10 protein-coding genes and 1 pseudogene are annotated in these 16,266 nt (G+C 72.2%); 5 read left to right on the plus strand and 6 right to left on the minus strand.

Features of this window, described 5'->3' with window-relative positions; all coding sequences use genetic code 11:
- Window positions 1–17: 17 nt before the first annotated feature.
- The 5 genes from ACWER9_RS26795 to pcaF form a co-directional block, all read right to left on the minus strand.
- Window positions 18–1,604, minus strand: coding sequence for an amino acid permease (locus ACWER9_RS26795; RefSeq protein ID WP_452304443.1), 1,587 nt, complete (start codon window positions 1,602–1,604; stop codon window positions 18–20).
- Between the two features lie 362 nt (window positions 1,605–1,966).
- Complete coding sequence (locus ACWER9_RS26800) at window positions 1,967–2,467, minus strand: DUF456 domain-containing protein (protein WP_452304444.1); 501 nt, start codon at window positions 2,465–2,467, stop codon at window positions 1,967–1,969.
- Window positions 2,468–2,593: 126 nt separating this feature from the next.
- A complete protein-coding gene (locus tag ACWER9_RS26805) occupies window positions 2,594–4,834 on the minus strand; it encodes a putative bifunctional diguanylate cyclase/phosphodiesterase (protein WP_452304445.1) in 2,241 nt (746 codons plus the stop codon).
- 5 nt (window positions 4,835–4,839) lie between these two features.
- Window positions 4,840–5,652, minus strand: a complete 813-nt coding sequence (locus tag ACWER9_RS26810) for an SAM-dependent methyltransferase (RefSeq protein ID WP_452304446.1) — start codon at window positions 5,650–5,652, stop codon at window positions 4,840–4,842.
- A gap of 98 nt (window positions 5,653–5,750) precedes the next feature.
- A complete protein-coding gene (gene pcaF / locus ACWER9_RS26815) occupies window positions 5,751–6,956 on the minus strand; it encodes a 3-oxoadipyl-CoA thiolase (RefSeq protein WP_452304447.1) in 1,206 nt (401 codons plus the stop codon).
- A 106-nt stretch (window positions 6,957–7,062) separates the two neighbouring features.
- On the opposite strand from pcaF, the gene ACWER9_RS26820 reads away from it, so the two are divergent.
- The 4 genes from ACWER9_RS26820 (at window position 7,063) to ACWER9_RS26835 (ending at window position 11,293) form a co-directional block, all read left to right on the plus strand.
- Entirely contained in the window at window positions 7,063–8,016 is a 954-nt protein-coding gene (locus ACWER9_RS26820; protein ID WP_452304448.1) for a glutathione S-transferase family protein, read from the plus strand.
- Window positions 8,009–8,692 carry a DUF998 domain-containing protein gene (locus ACWER9_RS26825; RefSeq protein WP_452304449.1) on the plus strand — a complete coding sequence of 228 codons (684 nt, stop codon included), beginning with the start codon at window positions 8,009–8,011 and terminating at the stop codon, window positions 8,690–8,692. The genes ACWER9_RS26820 and ACWER9_RS26825 overlap by 8 nt, the downstream gene beginning before the upstream one ends.
- 168 nt (window positions 8,693–8,860) lie before the next feature.
- A complete protein-coding gene (locus ACWER9_RS26830; protein WP_452304452.1) occupies window positions 8,861–10,153 on the plus strand; it encodes a dicarboxylate/amino acid:cation symporter in 1,293 nt (430 codons plus the stop codon).
- Between the two features lie 75 nt (window positions 10,154–10,228).
- Window positions 10,229–11,293 (plus strand): NADH:flavin oxidoreductase/NADH oxidase, encoded by a 1,065-nt coding sequence (locus tag ACWER9_RS26835; RefSeq protein WP_452304450.1) that lies wholly within the window; start codon window positions 10,229–10,231, stop codon window positions 11,291–11,293.
- A gap of 50 nt (window positions 11,294–11,343) precedes the next feature.
- Here the strand turns inward: ACWER9_RS26835 and ACWER9_RS26840 are convergent, their stop codons facing one another.
- Complete coding sequence (locus tag ACWER9_RS26840; protein ID WP_452304451.1) at window positions 11,344–14,970, minus strand: ATP-binding cassette domain-containing protein; 3,627 nt, start codon at window positions 14,968–14,970, stop codon at window positions 11,344–11,346.
- Between the two features lie 1,013 nt (window positions 14,971–15,983).
- Here ACWER9_RS26840 and ACWER9_RS26845 point away from each other — a divergent pair.
- A pseudogene (locus tag ACWER9_RS26845) lies at window positions 15,984–16,266 on the plus strand (hypothetical protein); the annotation flags it as partial.

Consider the following 16,266-nt stretch of genomic DNA (forward strand, 5'->3'; position numbering starts at 1 on the left):
GTCCCGCCGGGTGCCGGTCAGGCCGGGTCGTCGGCCGGCGCCGGGCCGTCGGCCGGCGCGGGCTGTTCGACGGTACGGACCGGGCCGGTGAACCACGTCCGGGCCGAGGCGTACCACCAGACGGCGACCACCAGCAGCACCCCGCCGACGGCCAGTGGCGCGTAGTTCACCGCCGACCAGGTGAAGCCGTCGTTGCCGGGCACCCCGGCGGGCACGATCGGCAGCACGAAGTAGACGGCGATGATCGCGATCTCGATCACCGCGATCCAGCCGAGCAGCTTGTACCTGCGACCGAGCGTCCACGGCCCGGGGACGAAGCGGTCACCCATCCGCAGTCGCAGCGCGATCGGGATGAGGAAGGACAGGTAGAGCCCGAGCACCGCGACGGAGACGACCGCGTAGAACGCGATCGGGATGCCGGCGGAGCTCTCGTAGAGCGCCGGCAGGGTCAGCACCAGACCGGCAAGGGTGGCCCCGATGATCGCGTTGACCGGGGTGCCGTTGCGGTCGACGGTGGACCAGAGCCGCCACCCGGGTACGGCCCGGTCGCGGCTGAACGCGTACGCCATGCGGCTCATCGAGGTCACGCAACTCATGCCGCAGAAGAACTGGCCGATTGTCGAGATGATGATGACGATCTTGAAGAAGACCGGGGTCAGCGCCGACTCGAAGATCGCGCCGGAGAAGCCGCCGGCGGCGTTGACCGCCTCGACGTCGGTGGCCGCGAAGAGGAACGCCAGCAGCAGGATCCAGCCGCCGACCGCCGAGTAGAAGATCGACTGCCAGAGTCCGCGCGCCGCGGCCTGCGAGGCCCCCCGAGTCTCCTCGGAGACGTGCGCGCAGGCGTCGAAGCCGGTGATCGTGTACTGGGTCAGCAGGAAGCCCAGCGGCAGCACGTAGAACCAGAACGTCAGCCCACCGATGTCGCCGTCGCCGAAGCCGGAGTTGTTGAACCGCTCGGTGAACACGAACTGGAAGCTCTGGTGGTTGTCGGGCACGAAGACCAGGATGGCCACCACGACCGCCGCGCCGGCCACGTGCCACCAGACCGAGACGTTCTGGAGTACGTCGATGATCCGGTGCCCGAAGATGTTGATCAGCCCGTGCAACACCAGGATGATCACGAAGAGGACGAACGCCTGACGCAGTGTCCCGGCCCAACCGTCGAAGAGCGCCGACAGGGTGAGGTTGAGGAACGTCGCACAGCCGTAGTCGACCGAGGCGGTGACCGCCACCAGACCGATCAGATTCAGCCAGCCGGTGAACCAGCCGTGCACCGGGCGGCCCATGGTGGCCGCCCACCAGTAGATCCCACCGGCGGTCGGGTACGCCGACACCAGCTCCGCCATGCAGAAGCCGATGATCAGGATGAACAGCGAGATCAGCGGCCAGCCCCAGGAGATGGCGACGGGCCCGCCGTTGTTCCACGCCTGACCGAAGGTGGTGAAGCAGCCGGCCAGGATCGAGATGATCGAGAAGGAGATGGCGAAGTTGGAGAAGCCACTCCACTTGCGGCGCAGCTCCTGTTTGTAGCCGAGTTCAGCGAGCCGCCGGGCGTCGTCGTCCATTGGTTGCTCGGCGGTCGGCACGGGTGTCGTGGCCACTGCACACCTCCCTGAGGTGGTTCCGCGTGCGAGTGGGCAAAGTGTCGACCCGGCCGATCAAGACGGTCAATACGTAGTCGGTGGGAATCTCACCGCCGTCGGGCTAATTGCGTTGCCGTCCGGCCGCCCCGGCCGGCATCCTGGACCGGTGACCAGGCCCGATCAGGGCCCACCCCGGGCGCTCGGACCGCCCGACCACGGTGGCGCGGGGCACGCCTCTCTCTCACGTACGGCGTCCCGCCGTACCCAAAAAGTGCCCCGCGCCCCACCCCCCTTCCCCCGTGATCAAGAGGTTTGCGTCAGATTCCGGGCCGCGCCCGACGCAAACCTCTTGATCACCAACGGAAAAAGGGGGGTCGGGGTCAGGTCAGGAGGAGGCCGGTCACCCAGAGGGCCGCGATGATCATCCCGGCCAGGAACTCCACGAGCATCGACAGGCCGGCGGCCTTCAGGGCCTGCACGGTGGAGGGCCACGCCAGTTGGTTGCTGCCCAGGCGCAGCCGTTCCGCCGCCCACACCCCGAGGACGAAGCCGAGCACCAGGCCGACGACCGGGACCACGAAGAACCCGACGATGCCGAGTACCGCACCGACGAGCAGCGTGGACGTCGGCACACCTGTGCGCTTCAGGTTCCGGCCCGGCCACGCGTACTTGATCACGGCGCCGCCCGCCGCCACCAGAGAGACCGCCGCGAACACCGCCCAGCCACCCAGACCGGCGCCACCGAAGACCGCCCAGAGCAGCACCCCACCCCAGCACAGCGGCAGCGCCGGCAGACCGGGCACCACCACACCGGCCAACCCGGCCAGGATGGCCAGACCGGCCACCACTGTCACCGCCGTCTGCGAGTCCGTCAGGTCCACGCCGCCGCCCTCCGTCGCCACCATCCGGACCGGAACGGTTCCCCGCTCACGCCGGCACTCCGCTTCGTTCCGTGCCGTCGCTCCGCGTCACGGTGCCGCGCCAGCCGGTGCGCTCACCACGCTCACTCACACCGGCACTCCACTGTGCTCCACGCCCTCCACACCGTCGCGCAGCCGGGCGGTGATCGCGTCGGCCGGGGCCGGCGCACCGAAGTAACGGCCCTGCCCGGTGTCGCAGCGCAGCGACCGCAGCCGTTCGGCCTGCACGCCGGTCTCCACCGCCTCGGCCGTGACCCACAGCTCCAGGGCGTGCGCCAACCGGACCAACGCGTCGACGATCCGTTCGTCGCGGTGGTCGGCCGCCACGTCGGCGCCGTCCGCCCGGATGCCCTCGACGAACGGACCGGCGAGCTTCAGGCAGTGGATCGGCAGCCGACGCAGGTACGCCAGGTTGGAGTACCCGGTGCCGAAGTCGTCCACCGCCAGCCGGACGCCGAGCGCGGCGAGCCGGTGCAGGCTGCGCAGGGGCTCACCGGCGCTGCCCATCACGGCGCTCTCGGTCAACTCGAGTTGGAGCAGCTCCGCGGGCAGCCCGCTGGCCTGCAACGCGTCGGCGACCGTGTCCACGATGGCCGGGTCGTCGGCCTGCCGGGCGGCCAGGTTGACGCTCACCACCAGCCGGGCGTCCGGGAACTCCCGCCACCACCGTTCGGCGTCCACGCAGGCGCGCCGCAGCACCCACTCGCCGAGCCGGACGATCAGCCCGGTCTCCTCGGCCAGGCCGATGAACCGGTCCGGCCCGATCAGGCCCAGCTCCGGGTGCTCCCACCGGACCAGCGCTTCCACCGCGAGCATGGTGCCCTCGAGCAACGACACGATCGGCTGGTAGTGCAGCACGAACTCGCCCCGGTCCAGTGCGGCGGGCAGTCCGGCGACGAGCGCCGAGCGGGCGATGTCCCGGGCACCGCGCTCGGGGTCGTAGACCGCCCACCGGCCCCGGCCGGCCGCCTTGGCCCAGTAGAGCGTGGTGTCGGCGGCCTTCATCAGCTCCGACGCGGTGGTCTCGGAGGCGGGGCACTGCACGATGCCCACGCTTGCCGAGACGGCCAACTGGTGCTCACCGACGTGGACCGGGGCCGCGACGGCGGCCAGCGCGGCCTCCGCGACGGTGACCGGGTCGTCGGCGTCGTCTCCCCCGTCGACGAGGATCACGAACTCGTCGCCACCCATCCGGGCGACCAGGTGGCCGTGGTCGGCCACGCACGCGGCAAGCCTCCGGGCGATCATCACGAGCAGCCGGTCACCGAGGTCGTGGCCGAGACTGTCGTTTATCGCCTTGAAGCCGTCCAGGTCGAGGAAGCACACCCCGACCCGCTGCCCGACGCCCGCGGTGTCGAGCACCCGTCCCAACGTCTCGAAGAAGAGCGTCCGGTTGGGCAGCCCGGTCAGCGGGTCGTGCAGCGCCTGGAAGCGCAACCGCTGCTGGAGTTCGTACCGCTCGGTGATGTCCTCGATCATCGCGACGGTGAATCGGGGTCGGCCCTCGTGTCGGATCAGCGAGACGGCCAGGTCCGTCCAGACCGTGGTGCCGTCCTTGCGGTAGTAGCGCTTCTCCACCCGGGCCGCGTCGTGCTTGCCCTCGATCAGCTCCTGGTAGAGGTCCCACATCCCGGCGGCGTCGTCGGCGTGGAACAGCCCCGCCACGTTGGTGTCGCGCAACTCCTCGATCGAGTAGCCGAGCATGTCGGCGAAGGCCTGGTTGACGTCGATGATCTGACCGTCCACGCCGGCGATCCCGATCCCGATGGCGGCGCCGGTGAAGACCGCCCGGAACCGGGCCTCGCTCTCGCGCAGCGCCTGCTCGACCTCGTCGCGTGCCTGCCAGGCCGACCTGGCGATCCGCTCCTGCTGGCTGAAGGTGCGGTCACGCAGTGCGCGGGCGAACCCGGCGGCCAGGCCGCCCTGCATCGCCGCGACCCGGTCGGCGAGATCCGCAGGTCGGTCACCGTCGCCAAGGACCCGCCGAGCGAAGTCCGCACCGAGAGCGTGCAGCGTCCACTCCAGAGCCTGCGGCTCGGTGAGGTGCGCCTCCACCAGGGCCCGCCCGACCTCCTCGGCCGGGCGGGCGTCGAACGGCTCCGCGCGTACCGCCTGGGCCAGCCGGATGGTGTGCACCAGCAGCAGCCGCTCGGTCTCGGCCATGCTGAGCGGCACGAAACCGAGCCGGCGCACCGCGCGGGCCCACTCGGCGGCGTACCCCCGGGTGGCGGCCCGGCCGGCGTCGACCCCGGCGGGGTCCCGGCCTGCGTCGACCCCGGCGGGGTCCGGGCCTGCGTCGACCCCGGCGGGGTCCGGGACGGCGGCCACTGCGATCAGCCGACGGGCTGGTCGTACCGGGCGACGCCCCCGAAGGCGCCGAACCGCTCCGGGTGCTCGTCCACGTCGGACGGTGAGTCCGGGCGCCACAGCGGCATGTGCACCACGCCCGGCTCCTGGACGGTCCAGTCGCCGAAGAAGGCGGTGACCTGTGCGCGGGAGCGCAGGGTGATCTCGGTGGCGGTACGGGCGGAGAGGCGCTGGGCGTCGAGCATCTCCTGCGGCTGGTCCTCGAAGGTGGAGTGCGAGACGACAAGGAAGCTGCCCGGCGCGGCGGCGGCCCGCAGGGTGGCCAGGATCTCCTCGGGCCGGTCGGCGTCCGGGATGAAGTGCACCACCCCGGCCAGCAGGATGCCCACCGGTCGACTGAAGTCGATCAGCCCGAGCTGTCGGGTCTCGGCGAGAATCCGCTCCGGCTCGCGCAGGTCGGCGTGGATGACAGCGGTCAGCTCGTTGCCGGCCAACAGCTCCCGACTGTGCGCGACGGCCACCGGGTCGATGTCGACGTAGACCACGCGGGCCTTGGGGTTCACCCCCTGCGCCACCTCGTGCACGTTGCCCACGGTGGGAATTCCGGAGCCGATGTCGAGGAACTGGTCGATGCCGGCGTCGAGCAGCACCCGGACGGCCCGGCGCAGGAACTCCCGACCGGAGCGCATGGTGGCGGCGAGATTCGGGGTCATGCTGGCGATCTGCTCAGCCAACTGCCTGTCGATCTCGAAGTTGTGCGCCCCACCCAGAAAGTAGTCGTACACCCGGGCCGCGCTCGGCCTGGTCAGATCGATCTCGGTGGGCAGTCCGTCCGGCATCAGTGTGCTCCCCAGTTCCTCGCCGCGGCGCGGGACGGCACCGGGGCCCGGCGTGCGCGAGCACCGGTCGACCCGCGGGTCGTGTGGTGTGGACCACTCTAGGCGGCTGACTCCAGCAACAGCGAGATGCCTTGACCGACGCCGATGCACATGGTGGCCAGAGCCCGGCGGCCGCCGCGACGGCGCAGCTCCAGGGCTGCGGTCAGCGCCAGCCGTGCGCCGCTGGCGCCGAGCGGGTGCCCCAGCGCGATGGCCCCACCGTTCGGGTTGACGTGGTCGGCGTCCACCGGCAGCCCCAGCTCGCGCAGCACGGCCACGGACTGCGCGGCGAACGCCTCGTTCAGCTCCACCACGTCCACCGCGCCCATCTCGACGCCGACGCGGTCGAGCAGCCTGCGGGTGGCCGGCACCGGGCCGATCCCCATGATCCGGGGCGGCACGCCTGCCGCCGCCGCGCCGACGATCCGGGCCAGCGGGGTCAGGCCGTACCGGGCGACCGCCGCCTCGCTCGCCACCAGCAGCGCGACCGCGCCGTCGTTGACGCCCGAGGAGTTGCCTGCGGTGACCGTGCCGCCGTCACGGAACGGGGTGGGCAACGCGGCGAGCTTCTCCAGCGACGTTTCCCGGGGGTGCTCGTCGACCTCGACAAGCCGGGTCTCCCGCCGGCCGGCCGGCACGGACACGGCCACGATCTCCTCGGCGAACCGGCCGTCGGCCTGCGCCTTGGCCGCACGCTGCTGCGAGCGGTACGCGAAGGCGTCCTGCTCGGCCCGGCTGACGCCGTACTCGGCGGCCACGTTCTCCGCCGTCTCCGGCATCGAGTCGACGCCCCACCCGTCGCGCATCAACGGGTTCACCAACCGCCAGCCGAGCGTGGTGTCGTACACCTCGGCCGAACGGGAGTAGGCGGACGTGGCCTTCGGCATGACGAACGGCGCCCGACTCATGCTCTCCACCCCGCCGGCGACGACCAGCTCGGCGTCCCCGGCGACGATGGACCGGGCGGCGGTGGCGAGCGCGTCCAGCCCCGAGCCGCAGAGCCGGTTGACGGTGCTGCCGGGCACCTCCTCGGGCAGGCCGGCCAGCAGCGCCGCCATCCGGGCCACGTTGCGGTTGTCCTCGCCGGCCTGGTTGGCGCAGCCGAGCACCACGTCGTCGACCCGCGCCCAGTCCACCGACGGGTGCCGGGCGACCAGCTCACGGATCACGTGCGCGGCCAGGTCGTCCGGGCGGACGCCGGCAAGCGCGCCCGCGTACCTGCCGATCGGGGTGCGGACACCGGCCACCAGGTATGCCACGGTCATCGCGAGTCCTTAGGGGGTGCAGACGGCGGGGGTGGGGCGGGCCCACCGGGTCGCGGGGGCTGCCGGCCGCCAGGATATCCGCGCCGGCAGCGGATAGGTTGACGGCATGGCCCGGGCCCAGTTCAGCGCAGAGACAAGCGGCGGCGGCGCGTTCGTCCGCCAGCCGAACCGGTTCACCGCCGACTCGTCCTCCCCGCCCGGCGGCGGGCCGGACGAGCAGGACCGCTGGCCGCTGGAGGCCGGCCGCTACCGGCTCATCTGGTGCCGCGCCTGCCCCTGGGCGCACCGGGCGAGGATCGTGCGCGGCCTGCTCGGGCTGGACGACGCGATCTCGCTCGGCACCGTCGACCCGATCCGGGACGAGCGGGGCTGGGCGTTCGCCCTCGACCCCGACGGCTTCGACCCGGTCCTCGGGGTCAGCTTCCTCTCCGAGGCGTACCTGGCCACCGACCCGGACTACACCGGCCGGGTGACCGTGCCGGCGCTCGTCGACACCGTGACCGGCCGGGTGGTCACCAACGACTACCCGCAGCTCACCCTCGACTTCTCCACCGAGTGGCGGTCGCTGCACGCGCCCGACGCCCCGGATCTCTACCCGGTCGCGCTGCGCCCCGAGATGGACGCGCTGATGGCCGAGATCCACACCGACGTCAACAACGGTGTCTACCGGTGCGGGTTCGCCACCTCCCAGGAGGCGTACGACGAGGCGTTCCGGGGGTTGTTCGCCCGACTTGACGTGCTCTCCGAGCGGCTTGCCGGGCAGCGCTACCTGATGGGCGACGCGATCACCGAGGCCGACGTACGGCTGTTCACCACGCTTGTCCGCTTCGACGCCGCGTACCACGGGCACTTCACGTGCAACCGCAACAAGCTGACCGAGATGCCGGTGCTGTGGGCGTACGCCCGGGACCTGTTCCAGACGCCGGGCTTCGGCGAGACGGTGGACTTCGACCACATCAAGCGGCACTACTACGGCACCCATCGGGAGATCAATCCCAGCGGCATCGTGCCACTCGGGCCGGACGAGTCCGGCTGGAGCACGCCGCACGGGCGTGGCTGAGTCGGTTCGCTCCGCCGCCCCGAGCGCGCGGAGGGCCCGCGGCGACGTCGCCCGCCGCGCCGCCGGGTCCGCCGCGGCCGGCTGCACCCTGGCCGGTGCGGTGGCGGTGACGCTCGCCGTGGTCGCCGGTCCCGGTCCGGGGTTCACCGGGTACGTCAGTGAGGCGGGCATCGCCGGCAGCGCGCACGCCGCGACGTACCGGATCGGGATCCTGGCCCTTGCCGGCGCGTTGCTGCTGATCGGCGCGGCGCTGCCCCCCGGGGTGTGGGCGGCGGCACCGGGGCTGCTCGCCACCGGTGCCGTGTTCACCGCCGTTTCCGGGGCGGTGACCTGCTCCGACGGCTGCCCGCTGCCACCGTTCGAACGGGCGACGACTGCGGATCTGGTGCACGGTGGCGCGAGCATCGCGGCGACCGCGGCGGTGGTCTTCGCCATGATCACGCTGGCCCTCTCCGGGTCGGTCGGGCGGACGGTGCGCCGGTTGTCCGGCATCGCCGCCGTGTTGGCGCTGCCGCTCTGCGCCACGGTGGGGCTGTCGATGCTGGTGATCGGCCGAGGTTCGGTGGTGGGGGTGCTGGAACGGCTGATCCTCGCCCTGGCGGTGCTCTGGGGCCTGGGCACCGCCACCGCGCTGGCCCTCTGTAAGGAGCCTCACCCCGACGGGTCCTTCCAATGAGCGGGAATCGGCGTATCGTCGGCCAACGATGACCAACGTCTGGGGCCTCACTGTCCGCCTGTATGTCGATCTCCGACTGCAGGCCAGTGGCATCTGTCCGGTCTAGCCGCGTTCCTACGCCTACCCCGATCGGACCGGACAATTGGATATCTCCTCATGCCCTTCAGCCTGCGCAAAATCCCCTTCTCCGTGCAGATCCTGCTCGGCCTCGTGCTCGGCGTCGCGCTGGGCTTCCTGGCCCGCACCAACGACCTGAGCTGGCTCACCAGCACCCTGCACACCGTCGGCAGCCTCTTCGTCCAGCTCCTCAAGCTGGCCGTACCGCCGCTGGTCTTCACCGCGATCGTCGTCAGCGTGGTCAGCCTGCGCGGCGTCGCCAACGCCGCCCGGCTCGCCCTCAAGACGCTCATGTGGTTCGGCATCACCGCGCTGATCGCGGTGAGCATCGGCATCGGCCTCGGTCTGCTCACCAACCCGGGCCGGGGCGTGACCCTCGACCTGGGTGGCGCCACCGCACCGAAGAAGACCGGCTCGTGGACGGACTTCCTCACCGGCATCGTGCCGACCAACCCGGTCGGCGCGTTCGTCGAGGGCAACGTCCTCCAGATCGTCTTCCTCGCCGTCGTCATCGGCGCCGCCGCACTGCTTGTCGGCGAGGCCGCCGAACCGTTCGTGGCGCTAAACCGCTCCCTGCTGGAGATCGTCCAGAAGGCGCTCTGGTGGGTCATCCGGCTCGCCCCGATCGGCACCCTCGGCCTGATCGGCAACGCCGTCGCCTCGTACGGCTGGGACCTGCTGGCGCCTCTCGCGAAGTTCACCACCGCCGTCTACGTCGGCTGCGCCATCGTGCTGTTCGTGGTGTACCCGCTGGTGCTGGTCCTCGCCGGCCGGCTCAACCCGCTGCGCTTCTTCGCCGGTGCCTGGCCGGCGATCGAGCTGGCCTTCGTGTCCCGCTCCTCGGTCGGCACCATGCCGGTGACCCAGCGCTCCGTCGAGCGCCTCGGCGTGCCCCGCGAGTACGCCTCGTTCGCGGTGCCCTTCGGCGCCACCACGAAGATGGACGGCTGCGCCGCCATCTACCCGGCCCTCGCCGCGATCTTCGTGGCCCAGGTGTTCGGCGTGCACCTCGGCATCGGCGACTACCTGCTGATCGCCTTCGTCTCGGTGGTGGGCTCGGCGGCCACCGCCGGCCTGACCGGGGCGATCGTGATGCTCACCCTGACCCTCAGCACGCTGGGTCTGCCGCTTGCCGGCGCCGGCCTGCTGCTGGCCATCGACCCGATCCTGGACATGATCCGTACCGCCACCAACGTCGCGGGGCAGGCGCTGGTGCCGACAGTGGTCGCCGCCCGCGAGGGCACCCTCGACCGCGCCGCGTACGAGTCCGCCGGCCGGCGTGACCTGACCGAGCCGGAGCCGGTAGCGGAGCCCCGGCCCGACCTGACCCCTGTTCCTGCCTGATCACACCGGCCGGTACGGCGGCGGGCCTCCCTCCCCGGGGGCCCGTCGCCGTTGCCGTTTCGAGAGGATGTCCCCATGAGCTCCCTGTTCACCCCCCTGGCCCTGCGCGGCGTCACCCTGCCCAACCGGATCGCCATGGCACCGATGTGCCAGTACTCTGCCGGCCCCGACGGCCTGCCCACCGACTGGCACCTGATCCACCTCGGCAGTCGCGCGGTCGGCGGCGCCGGCCTGGTGCTGACCGAGGCGACCGCCGTACTCCCCGAGGGCCGGATCAGCCCGCAGGACACCGGCCTCTGGTCGGGCGCGCACGTCGACGCCTGGCGGCCGGTGACCGCGTTCGTCGCCGCCCACGGCGCGGTGCCGGCCGTGCAGCTCGCCCACGCCGGCTTCAAGGCCTCCACCTACCGGCCGTGGGCGCCGGAGTCGGGCGGTGTGCCGGACGCCGAGGGCGGTTGGACTCCCGTCGCCCCCGGCTCGGAGCCGTTCACCGCCGGCTACCGGACGCCGACGAGCCTCGACGAGGCAGGCATCGCCGGTGTGGTCGACGGGTTCGCGGCCAGCGCCGTACGCGCCCTGGACGCCGGCTTCGCCGCCGTGGAGGTCCACGCCGCCCACGGCTACCTGCTCAACGAGTTCCTCTCGCCGCTGACCAACCACCGCACCGACGCGTACGGCGGCGACCGGGCCGGCCGGATGCGGCTCACCCTGGAGGTGGCCCGCGCGGTGCGTGCCGCAGTGGGCGAGGACGTGCCGGTGCTGACCCGGATCTCCGCCACCGACTGGGTCGAGGGCGGCTGGACGATCGAGGACAGCGTGGTGCTCGCCGGCGAGCTGGCCGGCGTCGGCGTCGACCTGGTCGACGCGTCCTCCGGCGGCGTGAGCACGGACCAGCGCATCCCGCTCGGCCCCGGCTACCAGGTGCCGCTCGCCGCCCAGATCCGCCGCGAGGCCGGCGTGCCGACCGGCGCGGTGGGCCTGATCGTGGAACCCGAGCACGCCGAGCAGATCGTCGCCGGCGGCGAAGCCGACCTGGTGCTGCTGGGGCGGGAGTTGCTGCGCGACCCGTACTGGCCGCGCCGGGCCGCCGCGAAGCTCGGCGTCGCGTACTCCGGTCCCGCCCAGTACGCCCGCGCCTGATCCCTCCGGTCGGGCGGCTGCTCGGTGAGCAGCCGCCCGACCGTCGGCACTCAACCCGCCAGGTGCGACCAGTCACCCTCCAGGTCCTGCCAGGTGCCCTGGGCCGCCACCGTGCCGCCAATCAGCACCACCACGTGATCGGCCCGGACCAACGCGGCGCGCTTCGCGGTCGAGCCGACCACCGTCACCCCGTGACCGCGCAACGCCTGCCACAGCGCCAGCTCGGTGGTGACGTCAAGCGCCGACGACACGTCGTCGGCGACAAGCAGTTCGGTACGCGGAGCCAACGCCCGCGCCAGCGCCAACCGCTGCAACTGCCCGCCGGAGAGCCGGGTGCCCTTGTGCCCGATGAGCAGGCCCAGCCCACCACCGGCGGCGGCCAGGTCATGGTCGAGCTGGGCGGTGCTGACCGCCCCGGCCGCGTCCACCTGGTGCCCGAGGGCGATGTTGTCGGCCACCGTGCCGGAGAGCACCCGGGGCAACTGACCGACGTAGCCGACCTGATTGGGACGCAGGAACAGCTCCGGCTCGGTGACCGGGTCACCGTTCCAGGCCAGCTCACCGGTGTGGTGCACGATCCCGGCCAGCCCCCGCAGCAGCGAGGACTTGCCCGACCCCACCGGCCCGACAACGAGCACCAACTGGCCCCGCTGCACGGTCAGGTCCACGTCCCGCACGGCCACCGACCCGTCCGAGTGCACCACCCCGAAGCCGCGCAGCTCCAGCCGGCGCAGCGGATGCCGGGGCGGCATGGCCGGCGCGGGGGCCGTCCCGGCGGTCAGGTCGACCTCCGACACGCCCGCGGAGTACGTGCTCACCCCGGTCATCGCCACGGTGCGTCGGGTCCAGACCCGCGCCGAGGGCAGCTGCGAGATCAACGACGCGGTCGTCCAGGCGAACCAGCGGGCCGCCCCCAGGGTGGAGACGGCCACCAGCACCGCCCCTGCGGAGAGCGAGCCGTTCAGGTAGAGCGCCCAGGCGCCGATCGGCAACATCCCACTGGCCATCGACGGTGTGGAGCGCGCCCACACCTGCACCGAGATCTCCCGCCGCTGCCGGTCGCTGCGCAGCACGTCCAGGCCCGCCAGGTGGCGTAGCACGGCGGTGGTCGCGCCGGCGAGCTTCACCGTCCGCGCCGCGGAGAGCCCGGAGACAAGCGCCGTGGCGAACGCGGCCCGCGCCGCCACCGTCGCACGCGCCGCCCGCTCCAGCTTCGGCCCGAACAACGTCGCCGCCAGCCCGGAGACGACCATCGTGCCGAGGAAGAACAGCCCGGGTACGACGCTGCCGGTGACCGCCGTCATGGCGACCACGAGCACCAGCGCGACGGTCTGGTCCAGCACGTTGTCGGCGAGCTGCACCACCCGCTCGGTGTCGCCACCCTGCGCCACCACCTCGGCGGGGGTGTGTGAGCTGACCCGACGCGGCCCGGTCTGGCCGTGCACCAGGCGAAGGCCGATCCGCAGCATCTGCCGCACCCACCACTGCGGGAACCAGACGTGGGTGTAGAACGGCAACGGCAGGGTGATCAGCAGCCCGGCCACGATCCCCACCGCCGGCAGGTACGGGTTGCCGGTCCCGTCGACGAGGTCCGCCCAGAGCCACGGCAGCACCGGGCCGTCCAGCCCGAGCAGGCTGAGCCCGAGGAACAGGGTGATCGCCGCCGCTCCGTACCGGGGATCGTTCGTGCAGAGTCGGAAGATCTCCCGCAGCGTCCGGGCCGGCGGCTCCGGCGGCAGTGGCGGTGGGTCGGCGCGGGCCGGCGCGACCGCGCCCTGCGTGCTGTCCGGCGGTGTCGCTGGCGTCGCCTGCGCTGTCGGCTCGGCCAGCGTGACCTGCGCCTTCGGCTCGACCAACGTGGGTGCCGGCTCCCCCGGCCAGGCGTCGCCCAGCTCGTTCGCCGCGACCGGCTCGCCCCGTGCGGGCACCGGCTCCCCCGGCCAGGTGTCGCCGGGGCCGACGAGCAGGTCGGTGCCGACGCCGGTGCGACCGGCCGACGCCACCGTGGCGTACGCGGCGGCGTGGCTGGTCGCCAAGAGTTCCGCGAAGCGCGTCGACGTCTCCAACGGACCGGCCTCGACCACCGCGCCGTCGGCCAGGACGACCACCTCGTCACAGCGGCGTACCGAGGAGAGCCGGTGCGCGATGACGATGCCGATCCGGTCGCGGAGCAGTCGTTCGGTGGCCCGCTGCACCCGCGCCTCGGTGACCGGGTCCAGCCGCGCGGTGGCCTCGTCGAGGATCACCACGTGCGGCTCCCGCACCAGGATCCGGGCGAACGCCACCAACTGCTCCTGACCGGCGGAGAGCACATGCCCGCCCTCGCCCAGCCGGGTCGTCAACCCGTCCGGCAGCTCGGCGATCCAAGCAGCAAGACCCAACTCGTCGAGCGCCCGAGCCGCCGCGTCGAGCAACTCCGGGTCGAAGAGCGCGACGTTCTCGGCGAGGGTGCCGGCCAGGATCTCGGTACGCTGCGGCACCAGCGCCACCCAGCGGCGCAGCTGCTCGACGTCGAGGTCGCACAGGTCGGTGCCGCCGAGGAAGACCGTCCCCGGCGGCACGTCGACCGCCCGGGTGAGCACCTTCGCCAGAGTCGACTTGCCGGAGCCGGTCCGCCCGATCAGCGCGTACGAGCGACCGCGGGCGAAGGTGAGGCTGAGCCCGCGTAGCGCCGCACCCCGGCCACCCTCGCCGTACCCGAAAGTCAGGTCGCGGATGCGCACGTCGCCCTCGCTCGGGCTGGCCCCGCCGACCGGTTCCTGCCGGGCCTTGGAGAGCAACTGCACCCGAGCCCACGCGCCGAGAGCCTCCTGAATCTCCGGCACCATCCGGCTGACGTGTTCGGCGGTCGCCCCGAAAGCCAGGGCGAGCAACCAGATCGCGGTGAGCCGGGCGGCGTCGATCCGGTCGGTGGCCAACGCCCAGGCCCCGCCGAGCACCACCACGCCGATGCCAGCCCGGATCGTCGCGGTGGCCACGGTCGCCACCTTGGCGGACAACACCCAGACCACACTGCCCCGGGACAGCACGGCAGCGGCCCGCCGGGCGTACAACCGCAGCACGTACGGGCGAGCGAGACTGGTGCGCACGTCGTCCTGACCGTGCACCGCCTCCTCCATCACGGCGGCCAGGTCGGACCACGCCTCCTCCTCGGCCATCCGCGCCGGGCCGATCCGTGCCGTGGGCCGGCGCAGACCGACCGCGAGCACGACGGTGAGCAGCAGCATCGCGACCCCGGCCGGCCACCACACAGCCAGCGCCACGACCATCGACAACACGCCGACGCAGAGGCCCTGAGCGAGCCGGGTGCCCTGGTTACGAATCGCCGACGCCACCTGATAGACGTCCCCGTCGATCCGGTCCAGCAACTCGCCCACCGGGGTGGTCTCCAGGGTGGGCAGGTCCTGCCCGAGAGCGACGCGACACAGCCGGCGACGCACGTCGGCGGACCAGTCGGCGGTCAGGCCGGCCATCAGCAGACTCACCGCGAGGTCGCTGAGGACCACGGCGACCAGGGCTGCCGCCAGTACGGCGAAGAAGCCCACCGAACGATGCACGAGCACCGCGCCGGCCAGCGCCGATGCGCCCGCCTGCCCCGCGGCGCCCAGCACGATCAGAACGGCCACGATCGTCATACGGCGGGTCGAGGTGCCCCACAGATCACGGAGCAGGCGCATGGAAAGTCCTCCGGGATGGGGGTGGCGGAAACCCCAGCCTGCCGGCGCAAACCCGCCAACTCAACCGATTTTCCGGCCCCTGAGCAGGGCATCCGTCAGTAGAGGCCGAGGCGGAGGCACAAGCCCGAGGCGGAGGCACAAGCCCGAGGCAAAGCCGCAAGCCCGAGGCGAAGCCGTCAGCCCGAGGCGAAGCCCCAAAGCCCGGGGCCAAGCCCCAAAGCCCGGGGCCAAGCCCCAAAGCCCGGGGCCAAGCCCCAAAGCCCGGGGCCAAGCCCCAAAGCCCGGGGCCAAGCCCCAATGCCCGGGGCGAAGCCGCAAGCCCAGGGCGGAGCCGCAATGCCCGAGCCAGGGCCGGCCCAGTCCCGAGGCAGAGCCACCCAGTTCCCGGAGCAGAGCCGCCCAGCCCCGGAGCAGAGCCCCCACCCACGCGGGCGGTGGCGGCAGAGCTCGATGATCACGAGGAGCCTGTGGGCGTTTTGACTGGTCTGATGCGACCCGACCGATCCGTGACCGCCTCAGCCGGTCTTGAGCGACTCGACTTCCTTGATGTCGCGGTGTCCGGGCGATCGGGACACCGCGACTTTCATGAACGCGAGTGGATCTCGCGGGTGAGGCCGGATGACGTCGCACACCCGACGTGGTTTGGGTGGTTTGTGTGACGATGGGCGGTGTGGGGGTGTGACCGGCTCCATTGGTGGGCCGGAATCGTGGCCGGGCCGGGGTCGTTACACACCCTGACGATCGCAGCACCACCGACCCGCCGCCCCGCCCTCGCGGGGGCCTGTCGTTGGTGGGAATGGCGGCCTCCGCCCGGTCGTTACCCTCCCCACGAACGACCGCAGGGCCAACCCCGGAATGACCCCGGCCCCCCGGTCGTTACACAGGGACCCGGCGCCACGAGCCCCCGCTCGCCAGGTCGCCAACCCCCTCAAACCTTTTCTGCAGCGCCGGACGAGGTGCTCACACCCGTAACAGGTGTGCGGGTGTCCTTACCCCCGAAGGAGCTACCCCTCATGACCACGATCTTGCGTAAGAGCATGCTGTCCGTTGCCGGTCTCGCGTTCGCCGGTGGTGTGTTCGCCGGCCCGATCGCCGCCCACGCCAACCCGGTCGACGCCAAGCCGGTCGCGGTGAGCGTGCAGACCGCGTCGAAGCCGCAGGGTGAGCAGTCGCACATCACCCTCAACGACGAGCAGACCGGCAACGTCAAGGCGATCATCGCCGCTACGAAGAAGGCCGGCCTGCCCGAGCGGGCCGCGGTCATCTCGATCGCGACGAGCCTGCAGGAGTCGAAGT

This window comes from Micromonospora sp. NPDC003944, from assembly GCF_053605225.1.

Excerpts from the sequence above, each read along its gene's own strand:
- ACWER9_RS26810 (WP_452304446.1), bottom strand. The coding sequence starts at position 5,652 with ATGCCGGACGGACTGCCCACCGAGATCGATCTGACCAGGCCGAGCGCG.
- pcaF (WP_452304447.1), bottom strand. The coding sequence starts at position 6,956 with ATGACCGTGGCATACCTGGTGGCCGGTGTCCGCACCCCGATCGGCAGG.
- ACWER9_RS26820 (WP_452304448.1), top strand. The coding sequence starts at position 7,063 with ATGGCCCGGGCCCAGTTCAGCGCAGAGACAAGCGGCGGCGGCGCGTTC.
- ACWER9_RS26835 (WP_452304450.1), top strand. The coding sequence starts at position 10,229 with ATGAGCTCCCTGTTCACCCCCCTGGCCCTGCGCGGCGTCACCCTGCCC.
- ACWER9_RS26840 (WP_452304451.1), bottom strand. The coding sequence starts at position 14,970 with ATGCGCCTGCTCCGTGATCTGTGGGGCACCTCGACCCGCCGTATGACG.